The following is a 25,681-nucleotide window of genomic DNA, read 5'->3' on the forward strand; positions in this document are numbered from 1 at the left end:
TCAGCCCCACCATGATGAGCTTCACCGCAAAGGTCGCGTGGGCAAACAGCCCCCACATCGTGTAGTCGGTCGCCTGGTCCATGTGCCTGTCTCTGCCGCCTGCCGCCACTCGAGGGCGCGCTTGGGGGGTGGGGATAACTCAGAGACGCAGAAGATGCCAACCGTCTTGGCGCAATCCGAAGCGAATGTGTCTTCGCGACTGCGGCGCTAGTTTGCGGCGGCGCGGAGCTGCGCGGGAATCCGCCGAGGTCGCCCGCTCGCGTCCATGGCGACCAGCGTCACGGCGCTTTGGAACAGGCAGTCGGCTTGACGCCATATCTGTTGCGACAGCACCAGGCGCGCACCGGCGGCCGCAGTCACCTGGGTCCGCACCTCGAGGATGTCGTCGAATCGCGCAGGCATCAGGTAGTCGGCCTCGACTCGCCGGACGGCAAAGACGATTCCCTCCTCGGCGCGCATACGGCCCTGGTCGATCCCAGCGTTGCGTGCCCATTCCGTGCGGGCGCGTTCGATGAAGCGAAGATAGTTGGCGTAGTACACGACGCCGGCAAGGTCGGTGTCCTCATAATAGACGCGGACAGGGAAGACATGGACCATGCTGGCAACTTTTCCGGCCCAGCCGCCGCCGTCAAGCCGACAGGTCGGAACGGGGCCGTCGGCCAGACGTACCATCCGGGGTTCCAAGACCCAGCGCACGCTTGAATTGGCGGTCTCCGAATGCCGTCGTTCTGAAGTCGTTGGATTCAGCCGAAGAGATCGGTCTGCGCCCGGGGTGGCTCCACGCCCAGATGGCGGAAGGCGGCCTGCGTCAGCATGCGCCCGCGCGGGGTGCGTTGGACCAGCCCCTGCTGAAGCAGGTAAGGCTCGATGACCTCCTCGATGGCGTCCCGTGCCTCGGAGAGGGCGGCGGACAGGGTCTCCACGCCGACCGGCCCCCCCAGGTAGCTGTCGGCGATCAGCTTGAGATAGCGGCGGTCCGCCCCATCCAGGCCAAGATCATCGACGCCCAAGCGGTTCAGCGCCCGATCGGCGATCTCACGATCGATGCGCCCATCGCCTTCGACGACGGCAAAGTCCACCACCCGCCGCAACAGGCGCCCGGCGATCCGCGGCGTCCCACGGGCCCGGCGGGCGATCTCGCGCGCGCCCTCGGGATCGGCCGGCGCGCCCAGAAGCCGGGCGTTGCGGATGACGATCTCGTAGAGTTCGTCCACGGTGTAGAATTCGAGCCGCGTGGGGATGCCGAAGCGGTCGCGCAGCGGCGTCGTCAGCAGCCCCAGCCGGGTCGTCGCCCCGACCAGCGTGAAGGGCTGGAGCTCGATTCGCACGGTCCGCGCCGCCGGCCCTTCGCCGATCACGAGGTCGAGCTGGAAATCCTCGAGCGCGGGATACAGGACCTCCTCGACCACCGGGCTCAGCCGGTGGATCTCATCGATGAACAGGACGTCCTTGGCCTCGAGATTCGTCAGGATCGCGGCCAAGTCCCCGGCCTTGGCGAGCACCGGTCCCGAGGTCATCCGGAACCCCACCCCCAGTTCCCGCGCCATGATCTGTGCGAGCGTGGTCTTGCCGAGCCCCGGCGGGCCGTAGAACAGGGTATGGTCCATCGCCTCGCCCCGCATCTTGGCGGACTCGATGAAGACCCTGAGGTTGGCGCGCGCCTCGTGCTGGCCGATGAACTCGGACAGGAGTTGCGGACGCAGCGCCTTGTCGGACATGTCCTCGGGCTGGAGGTCGGGGCGGAGAAGCGGATCGGACATGGGACCAACCTAAGTGTTCATGTTGTGTTCCGCCAGAGCCCCGGCGTCATTCCTTGGGCGCAAGAAGCCGCAGCGCCGCGCGGATCAGATCGGGCGTCCCGGCGCCGGGATTTGCATCGGCGGCTTGCGCCACTGCCTGCACCGCCTCGCCGGGGGCATAACCCAGGTTGCCCAGGGCCGACAGCGCGTCGGCCTGCGCCAGGGCGGACCCATCGGGCTCGCGGCGGCGGGACCCCTTCTTCGCGGGGGCCGCGTCCTCGACCGGCTCGACGACATCGCCCTCCTCGGGGTCGAGTGTGTGGGTGGTGGCGGTCGAGGTTCCGACCAGACCTGCCATTGCCATCACGCCGGGCGCCTTCTCCCGAAGCTCGTTCACGACGCGCTGCGCGGTGCGGGGCCCGACCCCCTTGGCGCGCGCCAGCGTGGCCCAGTCCCCGAGGGCGATCGCGCGGCCCAGGGCGTCCGGCCCCAGGGCCCCCAGCAGCGCGAGGGACACCTTGGAGCCCACCCCCTGCACGGTCAGGAGCAGCCGGTGCCACTCCTTCTCGACCAGGGTCGGGAAGCCGAACAGGGTCCAGCCGTCCTCGCGCACCTGGAGTTCCGTGAAAAGTGCCACGGCCTCGCCGTTCCGGGGAAGGCTGGCCATGACGCGGTCCGAGACATGGACGAGGTAGCCCACCCCGCGCACGTCGATCAGCACATGGTCCTGCGCCCGATACACGAGCCGCCCCGCCACGCGACCGATCACCGGCGCACCTCCCGCAGGGCGCGGGCGAGCACGGCCCGAGCGGTGTTCGCCCGCTCCTCGGCGTCGCGGTCCTGGGCCTTGGCGATGGCTGCGGACAGATGTGTGGAGGACTGGAGATGATGCGCGTGGCAGATGGCCACCGCCAGGGCGTCCGCCGCATCCGGCCCGGCCAGCGACACGCCCGGCAGGTGGAGCCGCACCATGTGGTCGATCTGGGCCTTCGCGGCGTGGCCGACGCCGACGATGGCCTTCTTCACGGCGTTGGGCGCATATTCCCCGACCGTGATCCCGTACTGGGCCGGGACGAGAAGGGCGATCGCCCGCGCCTGTCCCAGCTTGAGCGTGCCGACGGCGTCCTTGTTGACGAAGGTCTGCTCCACCGCGGCGGCTTCGGGGTCCTGCGCCGAGACGACGGCCCGCATCTGGTCGTAAAGCCGAAGCAGGCGGATCGCGAGGTCACCCTGTCCGGAATGGACGATGCCGTTGGCGATATGGCGAATACGCGGCCCATCGACCTCGATGACGCCCCAGCCCATGTTCTGGAGGCCCGGATCGATTCCCATCACGCGCATCCCTGCCCCTTTCGCGCCACCAGTGCCGACCCGGGACCTAGCACAAAGGGGGAACGGGAACCAGTCGGACCCGGGAACTCCCCTCCCCTGCGGCCCTGAGGCCACTCTGTCCCGACCAGGACGTAACGCGCGAACCCCCGTGGGAGCGCCATTCGCCCCTGGACACCGGGGCGAGACCGAAGGCTTGGAGGACGACGAGAGAGCGGCCGGCCCGGCAGGCTTGCCCTTGGGCCCATGCGCCTGACCGGCCGCTCACTTCCCCGGTCTGCGCCGCGCTGTTCTTGTTATCGCTGGCGACCTGCTGCTCGAAGGTGGCCTGTCGCTCGGGGTTCGTGAGGCCAAGGCGCCGGAGCGCCCTGGCCTGTTGCCGGCCCGATGACACGCCAATATGGCGAAATAACGGCAGATCGGCCTGCAAGTGGCTGTTTACGCCATCATTTCTCGGGTGCAGCCAGGATCAGCGTCGCCCATTCGCCGATCTCCTCCCGCTCGATCTCGGTCAGGCCGGCTTTGGCATAGGCGGCGGCAACCTCGTCCGCCTGGTTGGTCAGGAGGCCCGAAAGGATCACGCGTGCCCCCGGCGCGGCCGCGGCCGCGATGTCCGGAGCCAGCGTGATGAGCGGTCCCTTGAGGATGTTGGCCAGGATGAGGTCGAAGGGCGCCCCGTCGCGGAACTCGGGCGCGTCCAGGCCGGCGGCCTCGATGCAGGCCACGCGGTCGCCCAGTCCGTTCGCCCCAAGGTTGGCGCGGGCCGTCTCGACCGCGACCGGGTCGATGTCCCCGGCGACGACGGGACTCGCCTCGGGCCAGAGCCGCGCGGCGCCCATCGCCAGCACTGCGGTCCCGGCCCCGACATCCGCTACGCTGCGCGGATGGAAGCCGCCCCGCTCCAGCCGGTCGATGGCGCGAAGGCAGCCGACCGTCGTGCCATGGTGGCCGGTGCCGAAGGCCATCGCGGCCTCGATCAGCAGGGGCACCATGTCCGTGGGCACCTTGTCGGCGTCATGGGAGCCGTAAAGAAAGAACCGGCCCGCCTGGACGGGCGGAAGGTCGCGCCGGACCTTGGCGACCCAGTCCACGTCCGGCACCTCGGACAGGGTCCAGGGCCGCGCGCCATGAACGGCCGCCAGCAGATCGAGCACGATGCCGTCCGGCTCGTCCTCGAAATGGGCGCCGATCTCGAAGCGGCCCGAGCCGTCCTCGATCTCGAAATGGCCCACGGCGAAGGGCGGCGGGTCGAGATCCTCCACGGCCTCGGCCAAGGCCTGCGCCGAGGCAAGGCCGTTGGTGGTGGTGATGGCGGAATACATCATGGGGCGGGCCCTCCTTCGGGAGGAGGGCCTAGGGTGCCCGATGCCAACGGTCAACCGGAGGCGAAGGCCGCCCGGTGGTCATACGGCGACGCCGACCGGGCAGGTCACGCCGGTCCCGCCCACGCCGCAGTAGCCGCGCGGGTTCTTGTGGAGGTACTGCTGGTGGTAGTCCTCGGCCAGGTAGAAGGGCCCGGCGTCCTTGATCTCGGTCGTGATCGCGCCATAGCCCGCCGCCCGCAGCCGCTCCTCGAAAATGGCCTTGGTCCGTTCGGCCGCGTCCCGCTGGGCGTCGCTGAAGGTGTAGATGCCCGAACGGTATTGCGTGCCCCGGTCGTTGCCCTGCCGCATCCCCTGGGTCGGGTCATGTCCTTCCCAGAAGGTCCGGAGAAGATCCTCGTAGGAGATGACCTCCGGATCGTAGACCACGCGCACGAGCTCGTTGTGGCCCGTGCGGCCGGTGCAGACCTCCTCGTAGGTCGGGTTCGGCGTGTAGCCCGCGCCGTAGCCCACCATGGTCGAGTGGACGCCGGGGAGCTTCCAGAACATCCGTTCCACACCCCAGAAGCAGCCCATCCCGAACTCCGCGACCTCCATCCCCTCGGGCACGTCCAGGCTGATCGGGGTGCCCAGCACGGCGTGCGTGTCGGAGGTGGGGATGGGCCGCGAGCGGCCGGGCAAAGCCTCGTCGGCGCTGATCATGCGGGTCTTGTCGGGGAAAAGGCTGAACATGCGGAGCACTCCTGTCCTGTCGCGGCAGATATAGGTGCGCCTCGCTGCCTTCGTCAGGGGCGCGCGTCCTCAATCCATCGCGATGGCAAAGCCGGAGAAGGCCCAGGACAGGAACACCCCCGCGCCCAGCCAAGCGGCTCCGAGCCCCAGCCCGACGGCCAAGGCAGCCCCGACCCGTCCCCGCATGCCCCGGCGGACGAGCCACGCCGTCAGGAGCGCCGGGCCCAGCGCCGCGACCAGGGTGCCCAGGACGAAGGCCGCATCTGACATGGGACCTCACATGAAGCTTTGGGGATCGATGTCGATGGTGAGCCGCAGGTCCGAGGGAAACCGGAACTGCGCGACCCAGCGGGCGATCGCGTCCTGAAGCGGCGCTCCCCGGTCGGCCTTGATGAGGAGCCGGACGCGGTGCCGCCCCCGCACGCGGGCGATGGGCGCGGGCGCGGGCCCCCAGACCTCGGCCCCGATCTTCGCCAGCGGCTCCTTGCTCCGGGCCATCTCCACGGCCTTGTCCATGGCCTCCTGCGCGTCCTCGGAGGACAGGATGATCCCGGCCAGCCGCGAGAACGGCGGCATTCCGGCCATGCGCCGCGCGTCCGCCTCGGCCCGCCAGAACCCTTCGTCGTCGCCCTTGAGGATCGCCTGGATCACAGGATGGTGCGGCTGGTAGGTCTGGAGCAGCGCCTCGCCCGGCGCGTCCGACCGCCCGGCCCGCCCCGACACCTGCCGCATCAGCGCGAAGGTGCGCTCGGCCGCGCGCAGGTCCGATCCATAAAGCCCCAGGTCCGCGTCGATCACCCCGGCCAGCGTCAGCTTGGGGAAGTTGTGCCCTTTGGCCACCAGCTGCGTGCCGATGATGATGTCGGCGGCGCCGTCGGCGATCTGCTCGATGGCGTCCTTGAGCGACTTGGCCGAGCCGTAGAGGTCCGAGGACAGCACCGCCGTCCGCGCCGTCGGGAAGAGCGCCGCGACCTCCTCGGCCAGCCGCTCCACCCCCGGCCCCACGGGGGCGAGCTTGCCCTCGGCCCCGCAATCGGGGCAGGCGACGGGCATCGGAAAGGTCTCGCCGCACTGGTGGCACATCAGGCGCCGCATGAAGCGGTGCTCCACCAGCCGCGCGTCGCAATGCGGGCAGCCCAGCTGGTGGCCGCAGGACCGGCAGAGCGTCACCGGGGCATAGCCGCGCCGGTTGATGAAGAGGAGCGACTGCTCCTCCCGCTCCAGCCGGTGCGCCACGGCCTCGGCCAGGGTGGGTCCGACCCAGTTGCCGCGGGCGACGTCCTCCAGCCGCATGTCGACGGCCTTGATGGTGGGCAGCACGGCAAGGCCCACCCGCGCGGGCAGGGTCAGGCGCGCGTATTTCCCGGTCTGGGCGTTGTGCCAGCTTTCCAGGCAGGGCGTGGCCGAAGCCAGGATCACCTGCGACTTCTCGATGGAGGCGCGCAGCACGGCCATGTCACGGGCGTTGTACAGGACGCCGTCCTCCTGCTTGTAGGAGGTGTCGTGCTCCTCGTCGACGACGACGAGGCCCAGGTCGCGGAACGGCAGGAACAGGGCCGACCGCGCCCCCACCACGAGGCTCGCCCCGCCGAGGGCCGTCTGCCGCCAGAGGCGCCGGCGCTCGGACTGGGTCATCCCCGAATGCCATTCGGCGGCCGGCGCCCCGAACCTCGCCTCGACGCGCGACAGGAAGGCCCCGGTCAGCGCGATCTCGGGCAGCAGCACCAGCGCCTGCCGGCCTTGGCGCAAGGTCTCGGCCACGGCCTCCAGATAGACTTCGGTCTTGCCCGAGCCCGTCACGCCCTTGAGGAGGGTGGTGTTGTAGGTCCTCGCCTCCGCCCCGATCCGCAGCGCCGCGGCGGCCAGCATCTGGTCCGGCGTCAGGGCCACGCCCTTTCCGTCGACGTCCAGCACCGGATAGGGCCGGTCGCGCGGGGTCTCGCACTCGATGACGGCGCCCTGGGTCACGAGGCCGCGGATCACCGCCGTCCCGACCCCGGCCATCGACGCCAGCTCGCCCAGGGTCAGGCTCAGGTCCGGGTGGTCGCGCAGCACGGCCAGCACGCGGCCGCGGGCGTCCGTCATCCGCCCGGCCTCGCGCGGGCCGATGCGGTAGACGTGCCGCATGGCCTGGCCTTCGGTCAGCCCCGGCGCACGCGTGGCGAGCCGCACCATCGCTGGCAGCGGCGTCAGCGTGTAATCGGCGGCACGGCCCAGGAACTCGCGCATGGAGGAGCGGAGCGGCGGCGCATCGAGGATGCGCGTGACCGGCCGCAGGCGCGCCTCGGGAACCTCGCCCGTGCCCTGCCCCCAGACGATCCCCACGATCTTGCGCGGGCCCAGCGGCACCTCCACGAAGGCGCCCGGGGCGCATCCCTCGGCCGGCGCCTTGTAGTCGAGCAGGCGGTCAAGCGCGCCGAGCGGCAGGATGCCGACGCGTTCGCCCGGGGCGAAGCGCGCCTCGTAGGAGGGCTCGGCCATGCGCCAGACCGGGGGCGCCGCGGCGGGGGAGGGTTCGGGCTGCCCCTCATCGTCCGGCCGCCCGGGCGCGTCCAGGAGGTCGAGGCCGAACGGATCCCCCTCCGTCCCAGGCCCGGCCGGCAGGGCGGCCGGGACGATGCGCTTGTCCTTGCGGGGCTTGGGCATTCTGAGTCCCTCCGGGAGGCTGGTTCCCGATATGTTCCATTTTGGTCACAGGAACAAGTCTTTTGCCCCAAGGAACAGGTCTGGCGTGAAGGCCACGATTCGCCGAAGGCCCGTCCCTGCCTCGCCCGACTCGGCTGGTCAGGTCGGGCGCGGCTGATAGTCTGCCGTCCGAACACCAACGAAAAGAGTGTGACGGCATGAGCAGCAGCCCCATCATGGACCCCAAGGTCCGCGAGAGCATCATCGCGGACCCTGCGGTCCTCCTGGACGACAAGGACATCATGCGGGTCCTGGTCGCCGCCAACGAGAGGGCGATGGGCCCCAACATCGTGGACCTGCGCGGCATCGCGATGGACCGGCTCGAGGCGCGGCTCGACCGGCTCGAGGACACGCATCGGAGCGTCATCGCCGCCGCCTACGACAACGTGGCCGGAACGGCCCAGATCCATCGCGCCGTGCTGCGCCTTCTCGAGCCCCAGCGCTTCGAGACCTTCCTGCGCGACTTGGGCGGCGACGTCATGCAGATCCTGCGCGTCGATTCGCTGCGCCTGGTGATCGAGGCCGACCAGGCCGACGGCGACGACGGGGTCGAAAGGCTCGACAGCATCCTTTGCATGGAGCCGCGCGGCTTCGTGGACGCCTACCTCCGCGCGGGCAGCGGGTTCCCGGCCAAGCCCGTGGTGCTGCGGCAGGTCGGGCTCGCCTCCATCCATGCGGACGACATCGAATCCGAGGCTTGCCTGCGGCTGGACCTCGGCGAGGACGTGGGCCTGCTCGCCATGGGATCGCGCGCCGTCTCGCACTTCTCGCCCCAGCACGGCACGGACCTCCTGGGCTTCTTCGGCGCGGTGGTCGAGCGGGCGCTGCGCCGCTTCATCGGATGATCGCGCCCCAGTTCTCGGATGCGCTGGACGCCTGGCTCGGGCAGGGCCGGGCGCGCCGGGGACTGTCGGACAAGACCCTCGAGGCCTATCGGGCCGACCTCGTCGCCTTTCTCGCCTTCCTGACCGCCCATAACGGCGGGACCGAGGGGACGGCGGCGCTGGCGCGGCTGACAGCATCGGACCTGCGCGCCTTCATGGCCCACGAGCGGGCCCGCGGCCTGTCGGCCCGCTCCCTCGCGCGCAGGCTTTCGGCGGTGCGGGGCTTCTGCGGCTGGCTGGCCGACCGCGAGGGGTTCGATGCCACGGCGGCCCTGTCCGCCCGGGGACCGCGCCCCAAGGCCCGCCTGCCCCGCCCCCTCTCGCCCGAGGGGGCAAAGGACATGATCGACGCGGTCGAGGCCGAATCATCCGAGCCTTGGGTCGCGGCGCGCGACGCCGCCGTGGTCACGCTGCTCTACGGACTGGGCCTGCGGATCTCCGAGGCCCTGGGCCTGACGGGCGCCCAGGCCGACCTGCCCGCCACGCTCCGCATCACCGGCAAGGGTGGCAAGGAACGGATCGTGCCGGTGCTGCCAGCGGCGCAGGCCGCGGTCGCGGACTATGCGCGGCTCTGCCCCTTCGGCCTGGACAGGGACGGCCCTCTCTTCCGTGGGGTGCGCGGCGGGCCTCTTTCGCCGCGCCTCGTGCAGCGGGCGATGGAACGGGCGCGCCTGCGGCTCGGGCTGCCTGCGACCGCGACCCCGCATGCCCTGCGCCACTCCTTCGCGACGCATCTGCTGGCCGCCGGAGGCGACCTCCGCGCGATCCAGGAGTTGCTGGGCCATGCGTCGCTATCCACCACCCAGGGCTACACGGCGGTCGAGGCGGCCCATCTCCTCGAGGTCTATGAACGGGCGCATCCCCGGGCCTGAATCCAGCCGTTCCCGCCCTACAATTCCCAGGCTCGCTTCCCTATGTTCCTGGTGAAGGCGAAGGGGACATCATGATCGGTTCGGTCACCGGGAGCGTCTGGCAGGCGACGCGCAACATGGCCGAGGCGGTCGTCGCCCCGTTCCAGGACCCGGTGATCCGATTGGGGGTCACGGGCCTGTCCCGCGCCGGCAAGACGGTCTTCATCACCTCGCTGGTCGCCAACCTGATGGACCGGGGGCGGATGCCCCAGCTTCGCGCGGCGGCCGAGGGGCGGGTCTTGGCCGCATGGCTCCAGCCGCAGCCCGACGACGTGGTGGCGCGCTTTGCCTACGAGGATCACCTGGCCGCCCTGACCGCGCCCGATCCGCACTGGCCCGAGGGCACGCGCCGGGTGTCCGAGCTGCGCCTGTCGCTGCGCCTCGCCCCCACCGGCCTTCTGGGCGGACTGTCGGGTCCCCGCACCGTGCACATCGACATCGTGGACTATCCGGGGGAATGGCTGCTCGACCTCGGCCTGCTCGACCGCGACTATGCCAGCTGGTCCGAACGGGCCCTGGCAAAGGTTCGGCTCCGCCCTGGCGCGGAGGAATTCCTGGCGCGGCTCGACCGCATCGACGCCGCGGGCCCCCTCGACGAGGTGGCGCTCAAGGGCCTGGCCGACGCCTATGCGACGCATCTCCAGGTCGCGCGGGAGGCGGGCTATTCGGACTGCACGCCGGGGCGGTTCCTGCTGCCCGGCGACCTGGAGGGATCGCCGGTCCTGACCTTCGCGCCCCTGCCCCCCGTGCCCGAGCCCGCCCGGCGCTCCATGTGGCGCGAAAGCGAGCGGCGGTTCGAGGCCTACAAGCGGCTGGTGGTGAAGCCGTTCTTCCGCGAGCATTTCGCCCGGATCGACCGGCAGGTCGTGCTGGTGGACGTGCTGGGGGCGCTGGCCCGGGGACCGCAGGCCTTCGAGGACCTGAGGACTGCGATGGCCGACATCCTGACCGCCTTCAATCCGGGCGCCAGCGCCTGGCTCGCGCGGCTCCTTGGGCAGCGGCGGGTGGAGCGGATCCTGTTCGCCGCCACCAAGGCCGACCATCTGCACCATTCGCAGCACGCCAAGCTGACCACGCTCACCGAAGCCCTGCTGCGCGAGGCGCGCGACCGGGCCGAGTTCGCGGGCGCCGAGACGGAGGCCATGGCCATCGCCGCGCTGCGGACCACGGTCGAGGACCGGATCGCGCATGGCGGCGGGATGGTGGATGTCGTGCGGGGCCGGCTGCTGGGGTCGGGGCGGCAGGCGGCGCAGCATCCGGGCGACCTGCCCGAGGATCCGGGCCGGCTCCTGGCTCCGGCCCGCGCCGGGGCCGAAGCCTGGCCGTTGGAGGACTATGCCGTGCAGGACTTCGCGCCCGCGCCGCTGACCCTGCGCCCCGGCGAAGGGCCGCCGCATATCCGGCTCGACAAGGCGGCCGAGTTCCTGATCGGGGACCGGCTGTGATGCGCCGCCCCGACGCGTCCAGCCGACCCTGACCGCAAGGGAGATGTTCCGATGACCGACGCCCCCCGGCCCCGCGGTCCCGTCCTGATCGAGATCGAGGACGCCCCCCCGCCCACACCCGAATCGGCTCCGCCGGTCCCGGACATGCTGGCGGGGACCGCGCCACCGGCCATGGAACGGGCCATGCGCCTCGCGGCCAGGCCCCGCTCGCACCTGGGCGCCTGGTTCTGGTCGCTCCTTGCCAGCTTCCTCACCTTCGCCCTGTCGCTGGCGGCCTGGGAATGGGTGACGTCGCTCCTCGATCGCCACCCGGTCCTGGGGATGATCGCGACCGTCCTGCTTCTGGGGCTCTGCGCCGTGGCGGTGGCCATAGCGGGACGCGAGGCGCTCGCCATCCGGCGTCTCGCGCGGATCGACTCCGTCCAGCGCGAGGCGGCCAGCGCGCTGGCCTCGGGCAGCCTCGATCAGGCCCGCGCGGTGACCGACGGGCTGGTCCGGATCTACGCCGGCCGGGATGGGCTGAGCTGGGCCTCGGCGCGCCTCGTGGAGCGGCAGGGCGACATCTTCGATGCGGACGGCCTCCTGCGCCTGGCCGAGCGGGAGTTGCTGGGCCCCCTCGACCTGGCGGCCGAACGCGAGGTCGCCGGCGCGGCGCGGCAGGTCGCGGCGGTGACGGCGGTCATCCCGCTGCCGCTGGCGGATGTCGCGACCGCCCTGGGCGCCAATCTCCGGATGATCCGGCGGATCGCCGAGATCTATGGCGGGCGCTCGGGCACGCTGGGGTCCTGGCGGCTCGTCAAGGGCGTGATGACGCATCTGGTGGCGACAGGCGCCGTGGCGGTCGGGGATGACCTCATCCACGGCGTCGCAGGGGGCACGGTGCTGGCCCGGCTGTCGCGGCGGTTCGGCGAAGGGGTGGTGAACGGCGCGCTGACCGCCCGCGTGGGCATCGCGGCGATCGAGGTCTGCCGGCCGCTTCCCTTCCTCGCCCGGGAGGCGCCCAGCGTCACGGGCATCCTGGGCGGCGCCCTCAAGGGCCTGTTCGGCCGCGGAAGCGGTGAGGACTGAGGACTGAGGACCGCAGCCGACCTCTCGGCGTCAGGCCCGGCTCCTCGGAGCAGGGTCACGAGTGAGGGACATAGTCCCCGGGACGGAGGGCACGGGGGTCACCCGGCCCCGGCCAGGGCGCGCAGGGTCTGGTCCAGCGCCACCTCGCCCCCCGGTGTCCAGCCCAGGGCGCGCAGCCGGGCGCAATCCATGACGTTCGGCACCTTGACCGAAGCCGCCGGCCGCTGTCCTTCGACCCCTGTGATCCCTGACCACCGGTCCAGCAGGTCCCGGCGGTCGAGCACGAGGTCCGAGCAGTTGTAGGCCCCCGGAGCAGCGTCCAGCAGCAGCAGGACCGCCCGGGCAAGATCGGCGCCGTGCACCTCGGTCCCGCAGGCTGGGGCGATCTCGCCACCTTGGGCGAAGCTGTCGAAGAGGTCGGCCCATTTGTGGCGCTGCCCCGGCGCGGGCGGGCCATAGACCCCCGTCGCGCGCAGGCTGGTTCCGCCCAGACTGGCCAGCGCCTCCTCGGCCCGGAGCTTCACCTGCCCATAAAGGCTGTCGGGCGCGAGAGGGAGATCTTCGGTCAGGAGGCTGCCGGCCGGAAACCCGTCGTACACGGCACGGGAGGACAGGAACACGGTCCGGCGCCCCCGGGCTTCCTCGAAGAGCCGCAGGGTGCCGTCGAGGTTGGTCCGGAGGAACCCCGCGGGATCATCCCCTTCCCCACCGCGATAGCGTCCGGGGACATGGGCGAACGCGGCATGGACCAGGGCATCGCAATCGTCGAAAGGCGCGGGGTCGTGGAAGGTCCAGGGGCGGTGCTCCCCCCCGTGCGGGGAAGGGGACCGGCCAAGCGCCACGACCTGATGCCCGGCGGCCAGGGCCCCGGCGACGATGAACTGGCCCACGAGCCCGGTCGCCCCCGTGACCGCGATCCTCATTGGGGCCGCCCCTCTGCGCCCGGGGGGGGCCGGTCGGGGGCGCCCGGTTCGGGGACCATGCTAGGCGGGTCCAGGCAGGGCGGACAGGTCCGGAATGTCCCCCTCGCCCGCATAGCCCCGCCACAGGTCGATCAGGGGCCGCAGCCGGTCGGCCTTGGCGTGATCCTCCCAGGGCTTCTCGTACTGGTAGTGGACCACATGGACCGAAGCCCAGTCCCAGAGCCCCGGCAGGTTGAACCAGACATACTGGAGCATGTTGTAAATGACCGGCAGGCCGTGCCAGTCCGGGAAGGCCGACTGCAGGAAAGTCTGGTCGGTCCGCTTCCAGAAGGCCCCCGGCACGTCGAGCTGGCCCAGCAGCCGGTCGAAGGTCGCCGCCGAGGGTCGGGCCGTGAACACCCCGGAGTTCATGCGGTGGAAGTCCGCCAGCCCTTCATAGACGTTCGGAGCCGCGCAGAGTTCGGGATAGTCGAAAAGCCGGTCGATGTTCCGCACCACCAGCGTGTCGGCGTCGAGGAAGACGACCCGGTCGTAGGGCAGCTGCCACAGCCGCAGCTTGGCGAAGTTGTCGAGCGGCGTGTGGAACGGCGGCTTGGTTCCCTTGGTGAACGGGTTGAGGCCGTGGATCCGGTCCTTCTGGTGAGCGGCGTTGAACGCCTCGGAGGTGGGCAGGAGGTCCACCTCCACCAGCCGCGCGCCGCGGTCGGCCAGCGGGGCCAGCGCCGCGGCAGGGACCCCGCCGGTGTGCATCACCACCCGATCCGCCGTGGTGCCCGTCAGGGCCAGCGACCGCAGCAGGGCCCCCGCCCCCAGCGCGAATTCCGCATTGGTGACGAGGGTGACGTAGGCGCGCGAGGTCACGATGCCGGTCGAAGCGCCTGACGCTCGGGGTCGCGATCGACCTGCGCGGCCAGCTCCTTGGTCCAGGCCGAGACGGCGGGCACGCGCGAGCGGTCGATGCGGTGCGCGAACTTCTTCGCCACGTCCACCACCTCGCTCAGGAGCCCTTCCTCAAGCCGGATGGGATTGAGCCCCAGAGCGAGGAACTGGTCGTTCTTGACGATCAGCTCGTTCTCGTCGGCTTCCTTGCGGGGGTTGGGCAGGTAGGCCACCTTGGCCCCCGTCAGCCGCGCCACCATCTCCGCGAGGTCGCGGACGCGGTGCGTTTCGGTCATCTGGTTGAAGATCCGCACGCGGTCGCCGCGCTTGGGCGGGTCCTTGAGCGCGAGCTCGATGCAGCGGACGGAGTCCTGGATGTGGATGAAGGCCCGGGTCTGGCCGCCGGTGCCGTGGACGGTCAGCGGGTAGTCGATGGCTGCCTGGATCAGGAAGCGGTTCAGCACCGTGCCGTAGTCGCCGTCATAATCGAAGCGGTTGACGAGCTGCGCGTGCCGCCGGGTCTGGTCGGTGTGCGTGCCCCAGACAATGCCCTGGTGCAGGTCGGTGATCCGCAGCGCGTCGTTCTGGGCGTAGAACTGGAACAGGATCTGATCGAGGCTCTTGGTCATGTGGTAGACCGAGCCGGGGCGCGTCGGATAGAGGATCTGCTGCGCCTTCTTTCCGTCGGGCGTGTCGATCTCGACGTCGAGGTAACCTTCGGGGATCGGCGCGCCGACGCTGGAATACCCATAGACGCCCATGGTCCCCAGGTGGACGAGATGCGCGTCGATTCCGGTCTCCACCAGGGCGGCCAGGACGTGGTGGGTGGCGCCCACGTTGTTGTCCACCGTGTAGACCTTGTGGCGGTCGGTCTTCATCGAATAGGGCGCGGCCCGCTGCTCGGCGAAGTGGATGACCGCGTCCGGGCGGTATTCGGCGAACCACTGCTTGAGCCGCTCATACTCGGTGGCGAGGTTGAGGAGGTGGAAGCGCAGGGTCTTGCCCGTGACCTCCTTCCAGATGCGGCACCGCTCCTGGATGGAGTCCATCGGGGTCAGGGACTGGACGCCGAGTTCCGTGTCGATCCAGCGGCGCGAGAGGTTGTCGACGATGTGGACCTCGTGGCCCGCATTGGACAGATGCAGGCAGGTGGGCCATCCCACGAAGCCGTCGCCGCCGAGGATCGCGATCTTCATGCCAGAACTCCGCTTGCCGCCCGCATCGCGCGGACGGGTTTTCCTTAAAGGAATGACGCCAGAAGGTCCATGAGGGTTTCCCGGCGCCCCCATGTCGAAACCGAATGACGCTGCGATGCAAGGGGCCGGAGAAGACAGGCCGTCGGGTCCCCCGGGTTGTCAGGCCCGGAACTCCAGGGTGGTCGAGGTCCCGTCCGGGCCTGCCCGCACCGAGATCTCGCCCCCGAGCTCGGACGCGAAGGCGTCGATGAGGCTTTGGCCGATCCCCTCGTCCTCGCTGCCCTCCGCCTCCCCGCAGCGGTCGTCGGACACGACGAGCCGGCACAGGCCGTCCAGGTACGACAGCGCCACATGGATGGTTCCGGCCCGGCCCCGAGCAAAGGCGTGCCTGGCGGCGTTGCTCAGAAGCTCGTTCACGACCAGCCCGAGCGGAACGGCCAGCCGGGTCGGCAGGGTCAGCGAGGCGAGATCGGCCGAAACCGAAAGCGGCCCTGCCGCCCCCATCGCGTCGCGGAAGCTGGCCACGTTGCCGCCGATGTACTCGGCCACGTCGATCCGGTCGATCTGCGAGACGCCGTCGAGCCGCCGATAGAGCGCCGCCAAGGCCTGGATGCGCCCCTGGAGCCGTTCGAGCGGCGGGCGCGCGCCTTCGGGAGCCGCCCGCCGTTCCATGGCCACGATCGCCGAGATCGAGGCGAAGCTGTTCATCACCCGATGGTTCAACTCCTTGAGCAGGTTCTGGGCATGCTCCAGGGCGGCGGCCTGGTCCGCCTCGAGGCGACGCAGGTCCGTCAGGTCGCGCAACAGCAGGGCAAAGCAGCCCGGCGCGTTCACGGGTGCGGCCAACACCTCGTAGTCGCGCCCGGTGACCAGCGAGGTTTCCTTGAAGCGCAGGGGCTCCCCTCCCTGGGCCACGCGGCCGTAAAGCTCGATCCACTTGGGCTCCAGCGTCGGGACGAGGTCCAATGCCGTGCGGCCCTGGGCGTCCTCGAACCCGGTCAGTTCCTGGAACCGGCGGTTCACCCGGAGGAACCGGTAGTCCGCTGGACGGCCTTCTGGGTCCGTGATGATGGAGCAGACGGCGAAGGCGTCCTCCAGGAACGCCGCAATCGCTTCGAAAGCCGTGTCGTCGACCATGGCCATGCGTTGGAACATCGTTGCACCCTTGGCCGCACCCTGGGCCGGCCCGCCGACCGGGCCGGGCCACCGCCAGCACGGGCCACCCACCAGAACATCATCTCCTGGTTGATCCATGGCACAGGCGATGCGTTCGGCCCACAGGATTCCGGCCCCCCGGCATCGATTTCGACGCCGCGGGCAGTTCCTTGCCGAGACTCCGGCGTCAGCCCGCCCTGGGGCGGATCACCCGACGCCGCAACGACCGAAGGCGCGCCTCCCTGAGGCCGTCCAGGAACACCGCGACCAGGATCACCGCGCCCTGGAGCAGAGGCTGGAGGTAGAGGTTGACGCCCGAGAACACGAGCCCCGCCTTGACGGCCTGGATCGTGATCGCGCCCAGCACCGCGCTGCCCGCCCCGCCGATCCCGCCGAAGAGCGACGCCCCGCCCAGGACGGCCGCGGCGATGACGTCGAACTCCCGTCCTTCGCCGAAGCCCGCATCGAGCCGCCCGATCTGCGAGATGAGCACGAAGCCCGACAGCGCGGCGAGCGTGCCGGAGATGACGTAGACGCCCGCCTGGATGCGCCGGACCGGCAGCCCGGCCTTCTGCGCGGCCAGGGGGTCGTTGCCGAAGGCGTAGACGTGCCGCCCGAAGACCGTGTGGCGCAGGATGACGTGCGCGGCCGCCGCGATGATCGCGAAGATGACGATGGGCACGGGCACGCCCAATACCGAGGCCAGGCCGAAGCCCCTGAGGCTGTCCGGAAAGTCGAGCTGACGGGACTCCACCAGCCAGGTGCCGAAGCCACGATACAGGAACAGCGTGGCCAGCGTGACGATGAAGGGGATCACGCGCAGGCCGACGATGAAGACGGCGTTGATCGCCCCCAGCACCGCCCCGGTCGCCACGCAGGCCAAGAGCCCGAGCGCCACTCCCACGCCCGCGTCGCGCATCAGCAGGCCCGCGACCAGCGGCCCCAGATACATGACCGAGCCCACCGACAGGTCGATGCCCGCCGTCAGCAGCACGAAGACCATGCCCACGGCGGCGATGCCGATGAAGCTCGATTGCTTGATGATGTTGGCAAGACTGTCGGGCGCCAGAAAACCGGGGGTCAGCGCGCCGAAGATCAGCACGATGGCGACCAGCATCAGCACCGCCCCCATCCGGGTGGCGAGGTCGAGCGCGCCCTGCGGCGAGACGGCGGCGGTCATGCGGCTTCTCCGGCGGAGGTGGCTTCGCGGAAGGCGGCGGCGATGATGCGGCGCTCCTCGAAGTCGCGGCGGTCGAAGGTGGCGACGACCTCGCCCCGGCTCATCACCACGATGCGGTCGCAGAGGCCCATGAGTTCATCGAGTTCCGAGGAGATGACGAGGAGGCCCGCCCCCTCGGCCGCAAGGCGGTCGGCGATGCCGTAGATCTCGGAGCGGGCGCCCACGTCCACGCCGCGCGTCGGCTCGTCGAGGATGAAGAGCCTGGGCTCGGTCGGGAGCCACTTGCCGATGACCACCTTCTGCTGGTTGCCGCCCGAGAGCGCCCGCACCGGCTGCCGTCCGAGGTCCTGCGCCTTGAGCCGCACCGTCTCGCGCAGGTCCTGCGCGACGTCGGCGATGCGGTCGCGGTCAAGGCCCAGCCCGCCCCGGAACCTCTCGATGGCGGGGAGCGTGAGGTTGTCGCGGATGGATGCGTCCATCATCAGCCCCTCCTCGCGCCGGTTCTCCGTCACGAAGGCGAGGCCCTGGCGCACCCGGTCGCGCGGGCCGCCGGTCAGGGGCTGGCCGCGCAGACGCGCCTCTCCGCGCTCTGCCGGGTCGAGGCCCATGAGGATGCGGGCCGTCTCGCTCCGCCCCGAGCCCATGAGGCCGAAGAGGCCCAGGATCTCGCCCTCGCGGACGGTGAAGGACACGTTCTCGATGACGCCAGGGGCCGAGAGGCCCTGCACCTCCAGCACCGGCACCTCGCGCGGGACCGAGGTGCGGGGCGGATAGACGGCGGCGAGGTCGCGGCCGATCATGGTGCGGATCATGCGGGGGATGTCGAACTCGGCGATGGTCCCCTCGCCCACCAAGCGCCCGTCGCGCAGCACGGCGACCCGATCGGCGAGGCGGCGCACGTCCTGCAGGATGTGGGAGATGTAGATGACCGTCCGCCCCTCGGCCCGCAGCCCCTCGATGGCCTGGAACAGCCGCTCCGTCTCGCGGTGGGTGAGGGAGGTCGTAGGCTCGTCGAAGATGATGAGGGCCGCGTCGCGGTGAAGCGCGCGGGCGATCTCCACCAGTTGCCGCTCCCCGGGGGACAGGGAATCGAGCGTCCGGTCCGGCGGGATGTCGAGCGCGAGGCGGGCCAGGATCCTTGCCGCGCGGTCGCGCATGGCGCGGCGGTCGATCAGCCCGCGCAGCAGCCCCGGGCGGCGCGGGAAGCCATCGATGAACAGGTTCTCGGCCACCGACAGGTTGGTGAACAGGTTCAGTTCCTGGTGGATGAAGGCGATGCCCGCGGCCTTGGCGTCGGCGGCGCCCTGCGGGGCGTAGGGCTGCCCGCGCCAGAGCATGCGGCCATGGGTCGGGGGCACGATGCCCCCGATCATGTTCATCAGCGTGGACTTGCCCGCGCCGTTCTCGCCGATGACGCCGATCACCTGTCCCTCGGGGATGTCGAGCGACAGGTCGCGGACGGCGGGCACGCCGAACCAGTCCTTGCCCAGGCCTTCGAAGCGGAGGAGCGGGGTCATGCCATGCTCCTCAGCAGCCGGGTCCGCGCCACGTCGAGGAGGGCCGCGGCGAGGATCACCCCGCCCTTCACCATGTCGATGTGGAAGGTGGACAGGTTCATCAGGTTGAGCGTGTTGGACAGCAGCACGAAGAACATCACGCCGAAGACGGTCCAGATCACCTTGCCCTTGCCGCCGAAGAGCGAGGTCCCCCCGATCACCGTGGCCCCGATCACGTCGAGGAGGAAGGTTCCCTCGCCCAGCGTCGGGCGCCCGGCCTCGAGCCGCGCGGAGTAGAGGATGGAGCCCACGGTCGCGCAGAGCGCCGAGAGCACGAAGACCAGCACGATCACGCGGCGGACGGGCACGCCCGCGATCTCGGAGGCCTTGCGGTTCGCCCCGACGGCGGTGACCTGCCGCCCGAAGGCCGTCCGCTCCAGCAGCCAGTGGAGCGCCACGGCCAGCGCGACGGCGATGATCGCGGCGTAGGTGACGAGGTCGTGGACCTGCCGGCGCGGGATCTGCGAGGTGTCCTTGGGGCCGAAGTAGACGGACACGATCTCGCCCTTGCCCAGCGCCACGAAGCCGTCGGGCAGGTTGCGGATGTTCTCGCTCTGGGTCAGCCAGATGGCGAAGGCGCTGACGGTGATGAGCGACACCAGCGTCACCATGAAGGGCGGCATCTCCAGCCAGGCGACCAGCGCGCCGTTGACGAGGCCGACCAGCGCCCCGGCGATCAGCATGGCGAGGATGCCGAACCAGATGCGTCCGGCCAGCACGCCGCCGGTCTCGCCGATCAGCAGGCCCCAGATCGGCGCCTTGGAGAGCACCTCGGGCGCGCCGGCGGTGGCGATCAGCGCGGCGGCGACAGTGGAGGTCAGGCCGATGACCGCCCCCTGGCTCAGGTCGATGCCGCCGATGGTCATCACGAAGGTCTGGCCCAGCGCCACGACCAGCAGCGGCCAAGCGTTCGACAGGAGGTTCACGAGGTTGGCGGGCGTCCCGAGCGTCGGCAGGAACGGCAGCAGCACGACGAAATAGGCCAGCGAGAGCCAGAGGACGAACCAGTCTGACAGGAGCGCGCGGGCCAGCGGCCGCCGGGCGGGTCGCCGCGGCGCGGGCGCGGTCGGCGCAGGGGAAAGCATCGCGGTCATTCGGCCTCCGGAAGGGGGTCCGGGGGCGAGGGCCGCCCCCGGGTCATGGCGTCAGTTGTTCAGGAAGCCTTCGGACAGCAGGACGCAGCCCCACATGTCCATCTCGCGCTCGCCCAGATTGTCGGCGGTCAGCGCGAAGCCCGGGTCCTCGATCACCTGGTTGGGCTGGGCCTCCCCGGCGTCGATGGAGGCCAGGATGGCGTCCATGGCGCTTTGGGCCTCGAAGTAGAGATCCTGCACGCCGGTCGCGTCCACGAGCCCGTCCTTGATGAGCTTGCAGGCGGTCGCGTCGCCGTCGAGCCCCGCCAGCAGCACGTGGCCGTCCTCGCCCCGCGGCTTCCACATGCCCCGCGGCTCGAGCACCGAGCGGATGGTCGGGAAGAGGAAGTCCGAGGACGTGAAGATCATGTCCACGTTGGGGTTCGCGGTCAGTGCCGCCTCGAGGTTCGCGAGCGCGGTGGCGGCATCCCATTCGGACGCGACCTCGATGGGCTCGGCGAACTTGTCGCCGTACTTGGCCAGGGCGGCGTAGAACCCGTCCTTGCGGCCCACCGCGTTAGGGTCGCCCAGGTCGCCCACGATGATGAGCGGCTGGATCGGGCGGTCGGTGATCTCCTCCATCGCCTTCTGGGCGACGAAGTCCACGGCCTGCTCGGCGATGGTGGCGTTGTCCGCAACGACGACGATGCCCTTGGAGGTGTCCGACGGCGGGCGGTTGAAGACGGCGATCGGGACGTCGTTGTCCTGGGCCGTCTGGACGATGGTCACGGCGCTTTCGCCGTCCTGCGGGATGATGATGATCCCGTCCACGCCCTGCGCGATGCAGTCGTTGACCTGCTCGAGCTGCCGGTTCGCGTCCTCGTTGGCATTGCGCTCGATGACGGTGTGGCCCGCGTCGGCGAGGGTCGTGGTGATGGCCTTGTGACCCGCGACCCAGAACTCGGTCTCGAGGTCCTGGAACGCGAAGCAGATGGTGGCCGCCTGGGCGCCCGTGCCCATGGCGACGGCCACGGTTGCCGCACCCAAGGCACTAAGGAACGTGCTCCTTCCGGTCATGGTCTCCTCCCTGAAGATGGTTGGTGGTGGGGGTTCGGAGCGGGGGTCTTGTGCCCTCCTGCTCGGGTTCGGTCCGCGCCCCCAGGGCGCGGGCGAAAAGATCCTCCGGGCCCATCTGGCCGCCCTTGAGGATGAGTTCGATGCTGTCCGTGGCCCGGTGCGCCCGCAGCAGCGAGGCCCCGTGGGCGATCCAGGCCCAGGGTTCCAGCGCGACGACGCCCAGCGCGCGCGTCACACGCCCCGAGGTATCCCCGCCGGCGACCACGGCCCGGCGCAGGCCGGCACCCACGAGACGCGCCAGGATCTCGCCCAGGGCCTCGCCGATGCGCGCCTCCCCCTCGGCGGGTGCCAGGCCCGCAGCTGCCATGGCCGCCCGGGCCTCGGGAAGCGCCGGATCGTCGGGGCCGCGCAGGGCGACGACGACGGGATTGCGCCCCTGGGCCAGGCTGGTCATCGCCGCATCGCTGGCCCGGGTGACCGCATCCGCCCCGCCCGCCCCGAAGAGCGCCCCGGTCTCGAGCCGGATCACTGGCCAGCCCTGTCCCTCGGCCCAGGCGATCTGGCGGGCGGTGACGGCCGAGGCCGAGCCGGACACGACCGCGATCTGCCCGACCGGCAACGGGGCGGGCCGGACAGGCTCATCCTCCAGCCAGCCCTCGGCCCGGAAATGGGCGATCAGCGCGGATTCGATCCCCTGCGAGCCCAGGACGAAGCGGCGGGACCAGACGATCCGGCCGACCTCCCTCAGGTCGTCCGCCCCCGCGCAATCCACGGCGATGCCGCGGACACCCCGGGCCAACCGCCCGAACGCCGCAAGGCCCAGGTCGGGCCGCATCAGCACGGCCAGCGGCAGGCCGGTCTGGCGGCCCAGGTGCCGGACGATGTCCGCCTCGTCCATCGGCGTGACCGGGTGGCGCGACATGACGGGATGCCGGTCGATCCGATGAATGCCGCCCAGCCCCGCCGCGAACAGCTGCCCGAAGGCCTGGTAGCGCCCCATCTCGGGCGAAGCGAACAGGATCGGGGCGCAGGTTTCCCCCGTCGCGGCGAGGCCCAGTTCCAGCGCGCGGCCCAGCGAGCCCACCTGCGGCGCGCTGTCCATGGTCGAGCAGGCCTTGTACTGGATGACCGGCGCGCCGGTCGCGACCAGCGCCGCGTAAAGGCCGGGGAGATGCGCGTCCATCCAGCCCGGGCTTTCGGCCCGCGCGGTGGTGGCGATGCCAATGCCGCGCAGGCCTCTGAACCGCGTCAGCAGCTCCGGCGTCGGCGGCTCCAGGAACATCGCGGCGGGGAGCCCCGCGAAGGCCAGCGTCTCGGCCACGGCGGCCCCGCCGGTGAAGTCGTCGCCCAGCCAGGCGATCAGCGGGCCGGAGGGCAGTGTCACTTGTAGGCCTCCAGCGCGTCGGCCAGAACCGGGCTTCGCCGTGCCCGCGCGCCGATGTCCTCGCCCGCCTTGGCGGCGGCCCAGGCCTCGCGGAAGCTTTCCACCCCCGCCCTCGGTCCCTTGGGATGCGCGAGGATGCCGCCCCCCGCCGCATGGATCAGGTCGTCGGTGCCCAGCGCCGCCCAGGTGCCCGCCGCCTGCCGGATCGTCTGCCCGGAGGAGAAGACCGGCATCGCCAGCATCGGCGCGTCGTCCCAGAGCGGCGTCAGGATGGACCGGGCCGAGGCGACGACGCTGTCGTCCGGCTCGCAGAACTTGTTGGCGAGCCCGTTCACATGCAGGTGGTCCGCCCCGGCCAGCCGCCACATCCTGGACCAGGCGACATACGAGATGCCGTGGTTCGGGTGACGCCCCATCGCACCCCAGCCGTTCCGGTGGGCGTGGATCGGCAGCCGGGCGTGCCGCCGCAGCGCCAGCATGCCGGCCAGACCGACCGAATGCATCGAGGCCATGACGCAGGTTCCGCCCTCGGCCTCCACGAGGTCGTGGCGGGCGCGCATCTCGTCCACTTCGCCGGTGAGGTTGAAGGCGAACATCACCCGCTTGCCCGTGCGGTCGGCGTGGTCGCGGATCACGCGCATGACCGCGCGCACCCTGTCGTCGAAGGGGCAATGCGGCCCGTCGGCCTGAAGCTCGTCGTCCTTGATGAAGTCGATCCCGGCCTCGACCAGCACGCGCACGAGATCGGCGGTTTCCCCGGGCGACAGTCCCACGGACGGCTTGATGATGGTGCCGATGATAGGCCCGCTGTCCACGCCCGCCATCCGGCGGGTGCCCTCGATGCCGAAGCCGGGCCCGGGGTTGTGACGCCCGAACTGGCGCGGCAGCCTCAGGTCGAGGAGCTTGAGCCCCGAGAAGGCCCGCAGCTCGAACAGGTTGCCGGCCACGGTGGCCAGAAGGTTCGGCAGCGAAGGCCCAAGGTTCGACAGGGGCCAGGACAGGGTCGCGCGGGCCAGCACGGGCCGCCCTGGCGTCGCCCCGGGAAGGGATGGCCGCTCGGCCTCGCCCACCACCTCAAGACGTTCGACGCGCGCGCGGGCCAGGCGGACGCCCTCGTTGTCCTCGCCCGGGACGGACACGAAGGTGCCCGAGGATTGCTCGCCCGCCATGACCTCGACGGCCTTGGCCGGGTTCTCGGCTGTCTCGACGAGGTAGTCGGCTTCGATCCGGTCGGTCACAGGAAAACGCGCCTCCCCTGCTCCGCAGAGTCGTAAGCCGCCAGCGCAAGGGCCAGGGTCTTCAGGTTGTCCGCCCCGGAGGGCTGGGGCTCGGCCTCGCCCCGCAGGACAGCCAGGGCGTGACGCTCGAAGTTGCGGACCGAATCCTGGACGATGTGCCACGGCTTCTCGCCCCAGGCCGGCACGGCGGGCTCGACGTCCTCCTCGCGCCGGCCCGTCGCGTCGTGGATCACCAGCCGGAAGCCCTCCCGCAGCTCCAGCGTCCCGTCATCGCCCTCCAGGGTCGCCAGGGTCTGCGGGAAAGGTTCGGGGTGGAGCCTGGTATGGAAGGAGCTGTCGGTCACGCAGACCCCGCCCCCCACATGGGCGGTCAGCGCCGTGAAGGCATCCTCCCCCGCCACGCGGGGGTTGCGGCGCTGCGTTTCGCAGGTGATCGCGACCGCCTCGCCCATCAGCAGGCGCGCGAGGTCGAAGAGATGCACCCCGACATCAAGGATGGCCAGGCGCCGGAAGGTCAGCAGGTACGGCTGGGGCGCATAGACGTCGAAGCCGTGCCGATAGGAGATGCGGCCGAAGCGCGGCGTCCCGATGGTGCCCGACCGCAGCAGCTCCTGGATGCGCATGAAGGGTCTCTGCCAGCGGAAGTTCTCGTGGACGACGAGGCGCGCCCCCGCGCGGTCGCAGGCCGCGACCATGGCACGGGCATCCTCGGGGTCCTCGGCCAAGGGCTTCTGGCAGATCACGAGGCCGGCGCGGGGCGCGCAAAGCTCCACCAGGGCCCGGTGCGACGGCGGCGTCGTGGCGATGTCCACGAAGTCCGGCCGCAGGGCATCGAGCATGGCGAGAGGGTCGTCGAACGGCTCGGCCCCGAACTCCTGGGCCATGGCGCGGGCCTTGGCCCCGTCCAGGTCGCAGACCCCTGCGATTCGCACGCCCTCGGGCCCGAGATCGCGCCAGGATTGCATGTGGTTGCGCGCGAAGAACCCCGCGCCGACCAGGCAGCCGCGCCGGATGTCCGCCCTGTCCTGCGTGTCAGTCAAGGCTCCTCCCCTTCCCTGCTGAACGGATCATTATACCAGTTCGACCGCAAAGCAACTGGTATGATGACCCTTGGGCTTCAGACCCCGTCCTGGCGGTAAAGGTCGTTGGCCCGGGTGAGGTGGTCCCGCATGGCCCCGGCCGCGCGCTCCGGGTCGCGGGCGGCGATGGCGGCGTAGATCGCCTCGTGCTCCTCCAGGGTGAGCTTCTCGAGGCCCGCGCTGCGAACGGCATGGACATGGAACCGCGCCATCCAGCCAAAGACCGCGCGGACCACCGAGGACAGGACGACATTGCCGCTGACCGCCGCGATCGCGGCATGGAACTCGCCGTCGCAGGCCGTGAACTCGGGCGGCTCATGCCGCGCGAGCCGCTGTCGCGCGAGGATGTCGCGCAGGTTCTCCAGGTCAGCCTCGGTCCGCAGCTCGGCGGCAAGGCGGACCGTGCCCGTTTCCACGACGATCCGCGCCTCCTTGAGTTGGGCCAGGATGCTTTCGTCGTGGGTCAGGACGTGACGCATCGTGAGGGCGAGCTGGTCGGCCAGGAGATCGAGCCGGGGGGCCGCCAGGCGCGGCCGGTCGCCGTGGCGCACCACGATCAGGCCCAGCGAGGCGAGTTGCTGCATGGCCTCCCGGATCGCCGGACGCCCGACCCCATAGAGCGCCATGAGCTCCCGCTCGGAGGGGAGGGGATCGCCCGGGCGCAGGTCCCCTTCGTTGATCTGGGCCAGCAGACGCTCGCGAACCTCGTCGGAAAGCTTGCGGCGGCGGATGGGGTCGGCGTCCAGGGTCATGCGGTCGGTCCTTTGGGGCCAAGCCTAATCCCGACGCAGGGAATTGGCGACCCCTTCTCGTCATACCAGCCGGG

The 25,681-nt window shown here is 70.8% G+C and carries 24 protein-coding genes; 4 read left to right on the forward strand and 20 right to left on the reverse strand.

Translation table 11 applies throughout. From position 1 onward, the window contains the following. Window positions 1-207: 207 nt before the first annotated feature. From ybgC to J3P31_RS13490, 8 genes are all read right to left on the reverse strand, one after another. Entirely contained in the window at window positions 208-597 is a 390-nt protein-coding gene (gene ybgC / locus J3P31_RS13455; protein ID WP_210529302.1) for a tol-pal system-associated acyl-CoA thioesterase, read from the reverse strand. A 146-nt stretch (window positions 598-743) separates the two neighbouring features. After that, window positions 744-1,760, reverse strand: a complete 1,017-nt coding sequence (gene ruvB, locus J3P31_RS13460; protein ID WP_210529006.1) for a Holliday junction branch migration DNA helicase RuvB — start codon at window positions 1,758-1,760, stop codon at window positions 744-746. Window positions 1,761-1,806: 46 nt separating this feature from the next. Further along, the gene (gene ruvA, locus J3P31_RS13465; protein WP_210529007.1) at window positions 1,807-2,508 is read right to left on the reverse strand and encodes a Holliday junction branch migration protein RuvA; all 702 of its coding nucleotides are present in this window, start codon (window positions 2,506-2,508) and stop codon (window positions 1,807-1,809) included. Further along, a complete protein-coding gene (gene ruvC / locus J3P31_RS13470; RefSeq protein ID WP_210529008.1) occupies window positions 2,505-3,080 on the reverse strand; it encodes a crossover junction endodeoxyribonuclease RuvC in 576 nt (191 codons plus the stop codon). Before ruvC ends, ruvA begins: the two co-directional genes overlap by 4 nt. Before the next feature lie 434 nt (window positions 3,081-3,514). Beyond that, window positions 3,515-4,393, reverse strand: coding sequence for a 50S ribosomal protein L11 methyltransferase (locus J3P31_RS13475; RefSeq protein ID WP_210529009.1), 879 nt, complete (start codon window positions 4,391-4,393; stop codon window positions 3,515-3,517). 78 nt (window positions 4,394-4,471) lie between these two features. Then, window positions 4,472-5,122: a peptide-methionine (S)-S-oxide reductase MsrA gene (gene msrA, locus J3P31_RS13480; protein ID WP_210529010.1), complete on the reverse strand. Its 651-nt coding sequence runs from the start codon at window positions 5,120-5,122 to the stop codon at window positions 4,472-4,474. A gap of 69 nt (window positions 5,123-5,191) precedes the next feature. Continuing rightward, window positions 5,192-5,392, reverse strand: a complete 201-nt coding sequence (locus J3P31_RS13485; RefSeq protein ID WP_210529011.1) for a hypothetical protein — start codon at window positions 5,390-5,392, stop codon at window positions 5,192-5,194. 6 nt (window positions 5,393-5,398) lie between these two features. Next, on the reverse strand, window positions 5,399-7,603 hold the full coding sequence (locus tag J3P31_RS13490; RefSeq protein WP_210529303.1) for a primosomal protein N': 2,205 nt from the start codon (window positions 7,601-7,603) through the stop codon (window positions 5,399-5,401). A gap of 362 nt (window positions 7,604-7,965) precedes the next feature. On the opposite strand from J3P31_RS13490, the gene J3P31_RS13495 reads away from it, so the two are divergent. From J3P31_RS13495 to J3P31_RS13510, 4 genes are all read left to right on the forward strand, one after another. Further along, window positions 7,966-8,652: a DUF484 family protein gene (locus J3P31_RS13495; protein WP_210529012.1), complete on the forward strand. Its 687-nt coding sequence runs from the start codon at window positions 7,966-7,968 to the stop codon at window positions 8,650-8,652. Next, complete coding sequence (locus J3P31_RS13500) at window positions 8,649-9,563, forward strand: tyrosine recombinase XerC (protein ID WP_210529013.1); 915 nt, start codon at window positions 8,649-8,651, stop codon at window positions 9,561-9,563. Before J3P31_RS13495 ends, J3P31_RS13500 begins: the two co-directional genes overlap by 4 nt. A 68-nt stretch (window positions 9,564-9,631) precedes the next feature. Next, window positions 9,632-11,047, forward strand: a complete 1,416-nt coding sequence (locus tag J3P31_RS13505) for a YcjX family GTP-binding protein (RefSeq protein ID WP_210529304.1) — start codon at window positions 9,632-9,634, stop codon at window positions 11,045-11,047. Between the two features lie 51 nt (window positions 11,048-11,098). Then, complete coding sequence (locus J3P31_RS13510; protein ID WP_210529014.1) at window positions 11,099-12,115, forward strand: YcjF family protein; 1,017 nt, start codon at window positions 11,099-11,101, stop codon at window positions 12,113-12,115. 98 nt (window positions 12,116-12,213) lie between these two features. Here J3P31_RS13510 and J3P31_RS13515 read toward each other — a convergent pair whose 3' ends face one another. The 12 genes from J3P31_RS13515 to J3P31_RS13570 all read right to left on the reverse strand — a co-directional run bounded on the left by J3P31_RS13515 (window position 12,214) and on the right by J3P31_RS13570 (window position 25,607). Further along, window positions 12,214-13,038: an NAD-dependent epimerase/dehydratase family protein gene (locus J3P31_RS13515; RefSeq protein ID WP_210529015.1), complete on the reverse strand. Its 825-nt coding sequence runs from the start codon at window positions 13,036-13,038 to the stop codon at window positions 12,214-12,216. A 60-nt stretch (window positions 13,039-13,098) separates the two neighbouring features. Continuing rightward, complete coding sequence (locus J3P31_RS13520; protein ID WP_368373083.1) at window positions 13,099-13,899, reverse strand: glycosyltransferase; 801 nt, start codon at window positions 13,897-13,899, stop codon at window positions 13,099-13,101. Continuing rightward, window positions 13,896-15,113 carry an NAD-dependent epimerase/dehydratase family protein gene (locus J3P31_RS13525; RefSeq protein ID WP_210529016.1) on the reverse strand — a complete coding sequence of 406 codons (1,218 nt, stop codon included), beginning with the start codon at window positions 15,111-15,113 and terminating at the stop codon, window positions 13,896-13,898. The genes J3P31_RS13520 and J3P31_RS13525 overlap by 4 nt, the downstream gene beginning before the upstream one ends. Before the next feature lie 159 nt (window positions 15,114-15,272). Further along, window positions 15,273-16,268 carry a sensor histidine kinase gene (locus tag J3P31_RS13530; protein WP_210529017.1) on the reverse strand — a complete coding sequence of 332 codons (996 nt, stop codon included), beginning with the start codon at window positions 16,266-16,268 and terminating at the stop codon, window positions 15,273-15,275. Window positions 16,269-16,455: 187 nt separating this feature from the next. Then, window positions 16,456-17,448, reverse strand: a complete 993-nt coding sequence (locus J3P31_RS13535) for an ABC transporter permease (protein WP_210529018.1) — start codon at window positions 17,446-17,448, stop codon at window positions 16,456-16,458. After that, complete coding sequence (locus J3P31_RS13540) at window positions 17,445-18,965, reverse strand: sugar ABC transporter ATP-binding protein (RefSeq protein ID WP_210529019.1); 1,521 nt, start codon at window positions 18,963-18,965, stop codon at window positions 17,445-17,447. Before J3P31_RS13540 ends, J3P31_RS13535 begins: the two co-directional genes overlap by 4 nt. Further along, the gene (locus tag J3P31_RS13545) at window positions 18,962-20,098 is read right to left on the reverse strand and encodes an ABC transporter permease (protein WP_210529020.1); all 1,137 of its coding nucleotides are present in this window, start codon (window positions 20,096-20,098) and stop codon (window positions 18,962-18,964) included. The genes J3P31_RS13540 and J3P31_RS13545 overlap by 4 nt, the downstream gene beginning before the upstream one ends. A 51-nt stretch (window positions 20,099-20,149) precedes the next feature. Continuing rightward, window positions 20,150-21,154: a sugar ABC transporter substrate-binding protein gene (locus tag J3P31_RS13550; RefSeq protein ID WP_246849514.1), complete on the reverse strand. Its 1,005-nt coding sequence runs from the start codon at window positions 21,152-21,154 to the stop codon at window positions 20,150-20,152. Beyond that, window positions 21,129-22,538, reverse strand: coding sequence for a four-carbon acid sugar kinase family protein (locus J3P31_RS13555; protein ID WP_210529021.1), 1,410 nt, complete (start codon window positions 22,536-22,538; stop codon window positions 21,129-21,131). The genes J3P31_RS13550 and J3P31_RS13555 overlap by 26 nt, the downstream gene beginning before the upstream one ends. Further along, the gene (locus J3P31_RS13560; RefSeq protein ID WP_210529022.1) at window positions 22,535-23,776 is read right to left on the reverse strand and encodes a ribulose-bisphosphate carboxylase large subunit family protein; all 1,242 of its coding nucleotides are present in this window, start codon (window positions 23,774-23,776) and stop codon (window positions 22,535-22,537) included. Before J3P31_RS13560 ends, J3P31_RS13555 begins: the two co-directional genes overlap by 4 nt. Beyond that, window positions 23,773-24,816, reverse strand: a complete 1,044-nt coding sequence (locus J3P31_RS13565; RefSeq protein WP_246849515.1) for a Gfo/Idh/MocA family protein — start codon at window positions 24,814-24,816, stop codon at window positions 23,773-23,775. Before J3P31_RS13565 ends, J3P31_RS13560 begins: the two co-directional genes overlap by 4 nt. Before the next feature lie 77 nt (window positions 24,817-24,893). Continuing rightward, window positions 24,894-25,607, reverse strand: a complete 714-nt coding sequence (locus J3P31_RS13570) for an FCD domain-containing protein (RefSeq protein ID WP_210529023.1) — start codon at window positions 25,605-25,607, stop codon at window positions 24,894-24,896. Between the last annotated feature and the right edge of the window lie 74 nt (window positions 25,608-25,681).

The sequence above is a fragment of the Rubellimicrobium arenae genome (assembly GCF_017916275.1).
GTDB lineage: Bacteria > Pseudomonadota > Alphaproteobacteria > Rhodobacterales > Rhodobacteraceae > Rubellimicrobium > Rubellimicrobium arenae.

Coding starts and splice junctions, on each gene's coding strand:
- ybgC (WP_210529302.1), bottom strand. CDS start 597: ATGGTCCATGTCTTCCCTGTCCGCGTCTATTATGAGGACACCGACCTT.
- ruvB (WP_210529006.1), bottom strand. CDS start 1,760: ATGTCCGATCCGCTTCTCCGCCCCGACCTCCAGCCCGAGGACATGTCC.
- ruvC (WP_210529008.1), bottom strand. CDS start 3,080: ATGCGCGTGATGGGAATCGATCCGGGCCTCCAGAACATGGGCTGGGGC.
- J3P31_RS13475 (WP_210529009.1), bottom strand. CDS start 4,393: ATGATGTATTCCGCCATCACCACCACCAACGGCCTTGCCTCGGCGCAG.
- msrA (WP_210529010.1), bottom strand. CDS start 5,122: ATGTTCAGCCTTTTCCCCGACAAGACCCGCATGATCAGCGCCGACGAG.
- J3P31_RS13485 (WP_210529011.1), bottom strand. CDS start 5,392: ATGTCAGATGCGGCCTTCGTCCTGGGCACCCTGGTCGCGGCGCTGGGC.
- J3P31_RS13490 (WP_210529303.1), bottom strand. CDS start 7,603: ATGGCCGAGCCCTCCTACGAGGCGCGCTTCGCCCCGGGCGAACGCGTC.
- J3P31_RS13495 (WP_210529012.1), top strand. CDS start 7,966: ATGAGCAGCAGCCCCATCATGGACCCCAAGGTCCGCGAGAGCATCATC.
- J3P31_RS13500 (WP_210529013.1), top strand. CDS start 8,649: ATGATCGCGCCCCAGTTCTCGGATGCGCTGGACGCCTGGCTCGGGCAG.
- J3P31_RS13510 (WP_210529014.1), top strand. CDS start 11,099: ATGACCGACGCCCCCCGGCCCCGCGGTCCCGTCCTGATCGAGATCGAG.
- J3P31_RS13515 (WP_210529015.1), bottom strand. CDS start 13,038: ATGAGGATCGCGGTCACGGGGGCGACCGGGCTCGTGGGCCAGTTCATC.
- J3P31_RS13525 (WP_210529016.1), bottom strand. CDS start 15,113: ATGAAGATCGCGATCCTCGGCGGCGACGGCTTCGTGGGATGGCCCACC.
- J3P31_RS13530 (WP_210529017.1), bottom strand. CDS start 16,268: ATGTTCCAACGCATGGCCATGGTCGACGACACGGCTTTCGAAGCGATT.
- J3P31_RS13535 (WP_210529018.1), bottom strand. CDS start 17,448: ATGACCGCCGCCGTCTCGCCGCAGGGCGCGCTCGACCTCGCCACCCGG.
- J3P31_RS13540 (WP_210529019.1), bottom strand. CDS start 18,965: ATGACCCCGCTCCTCCGCTTCGAAGGCCTGGGCAAGGACTGGTTCGGC.
- J3P31_RS13545 (WP_210529020.1), bottom strand. CDS start 20,098: ATGACCGCGATGCTTTCCCCTGCGCCGACCGCGCCCGCGCCGCGGCGA.
- J3P31_RS13550 (WP_246849514.1), bottom strand. CDS start 21,154: ATGACCGGAAGGAGCACGTTCCTTAGTGCCTTGGGTGCGGCAACCGTG.
- J3P31_RS13570 (WP_210529023.1), bottom strand. CDS start 25,607: ATGACCCTGGACGCCGACCCCATCCGCCGCCGCAAGCTTTCCGACGAG.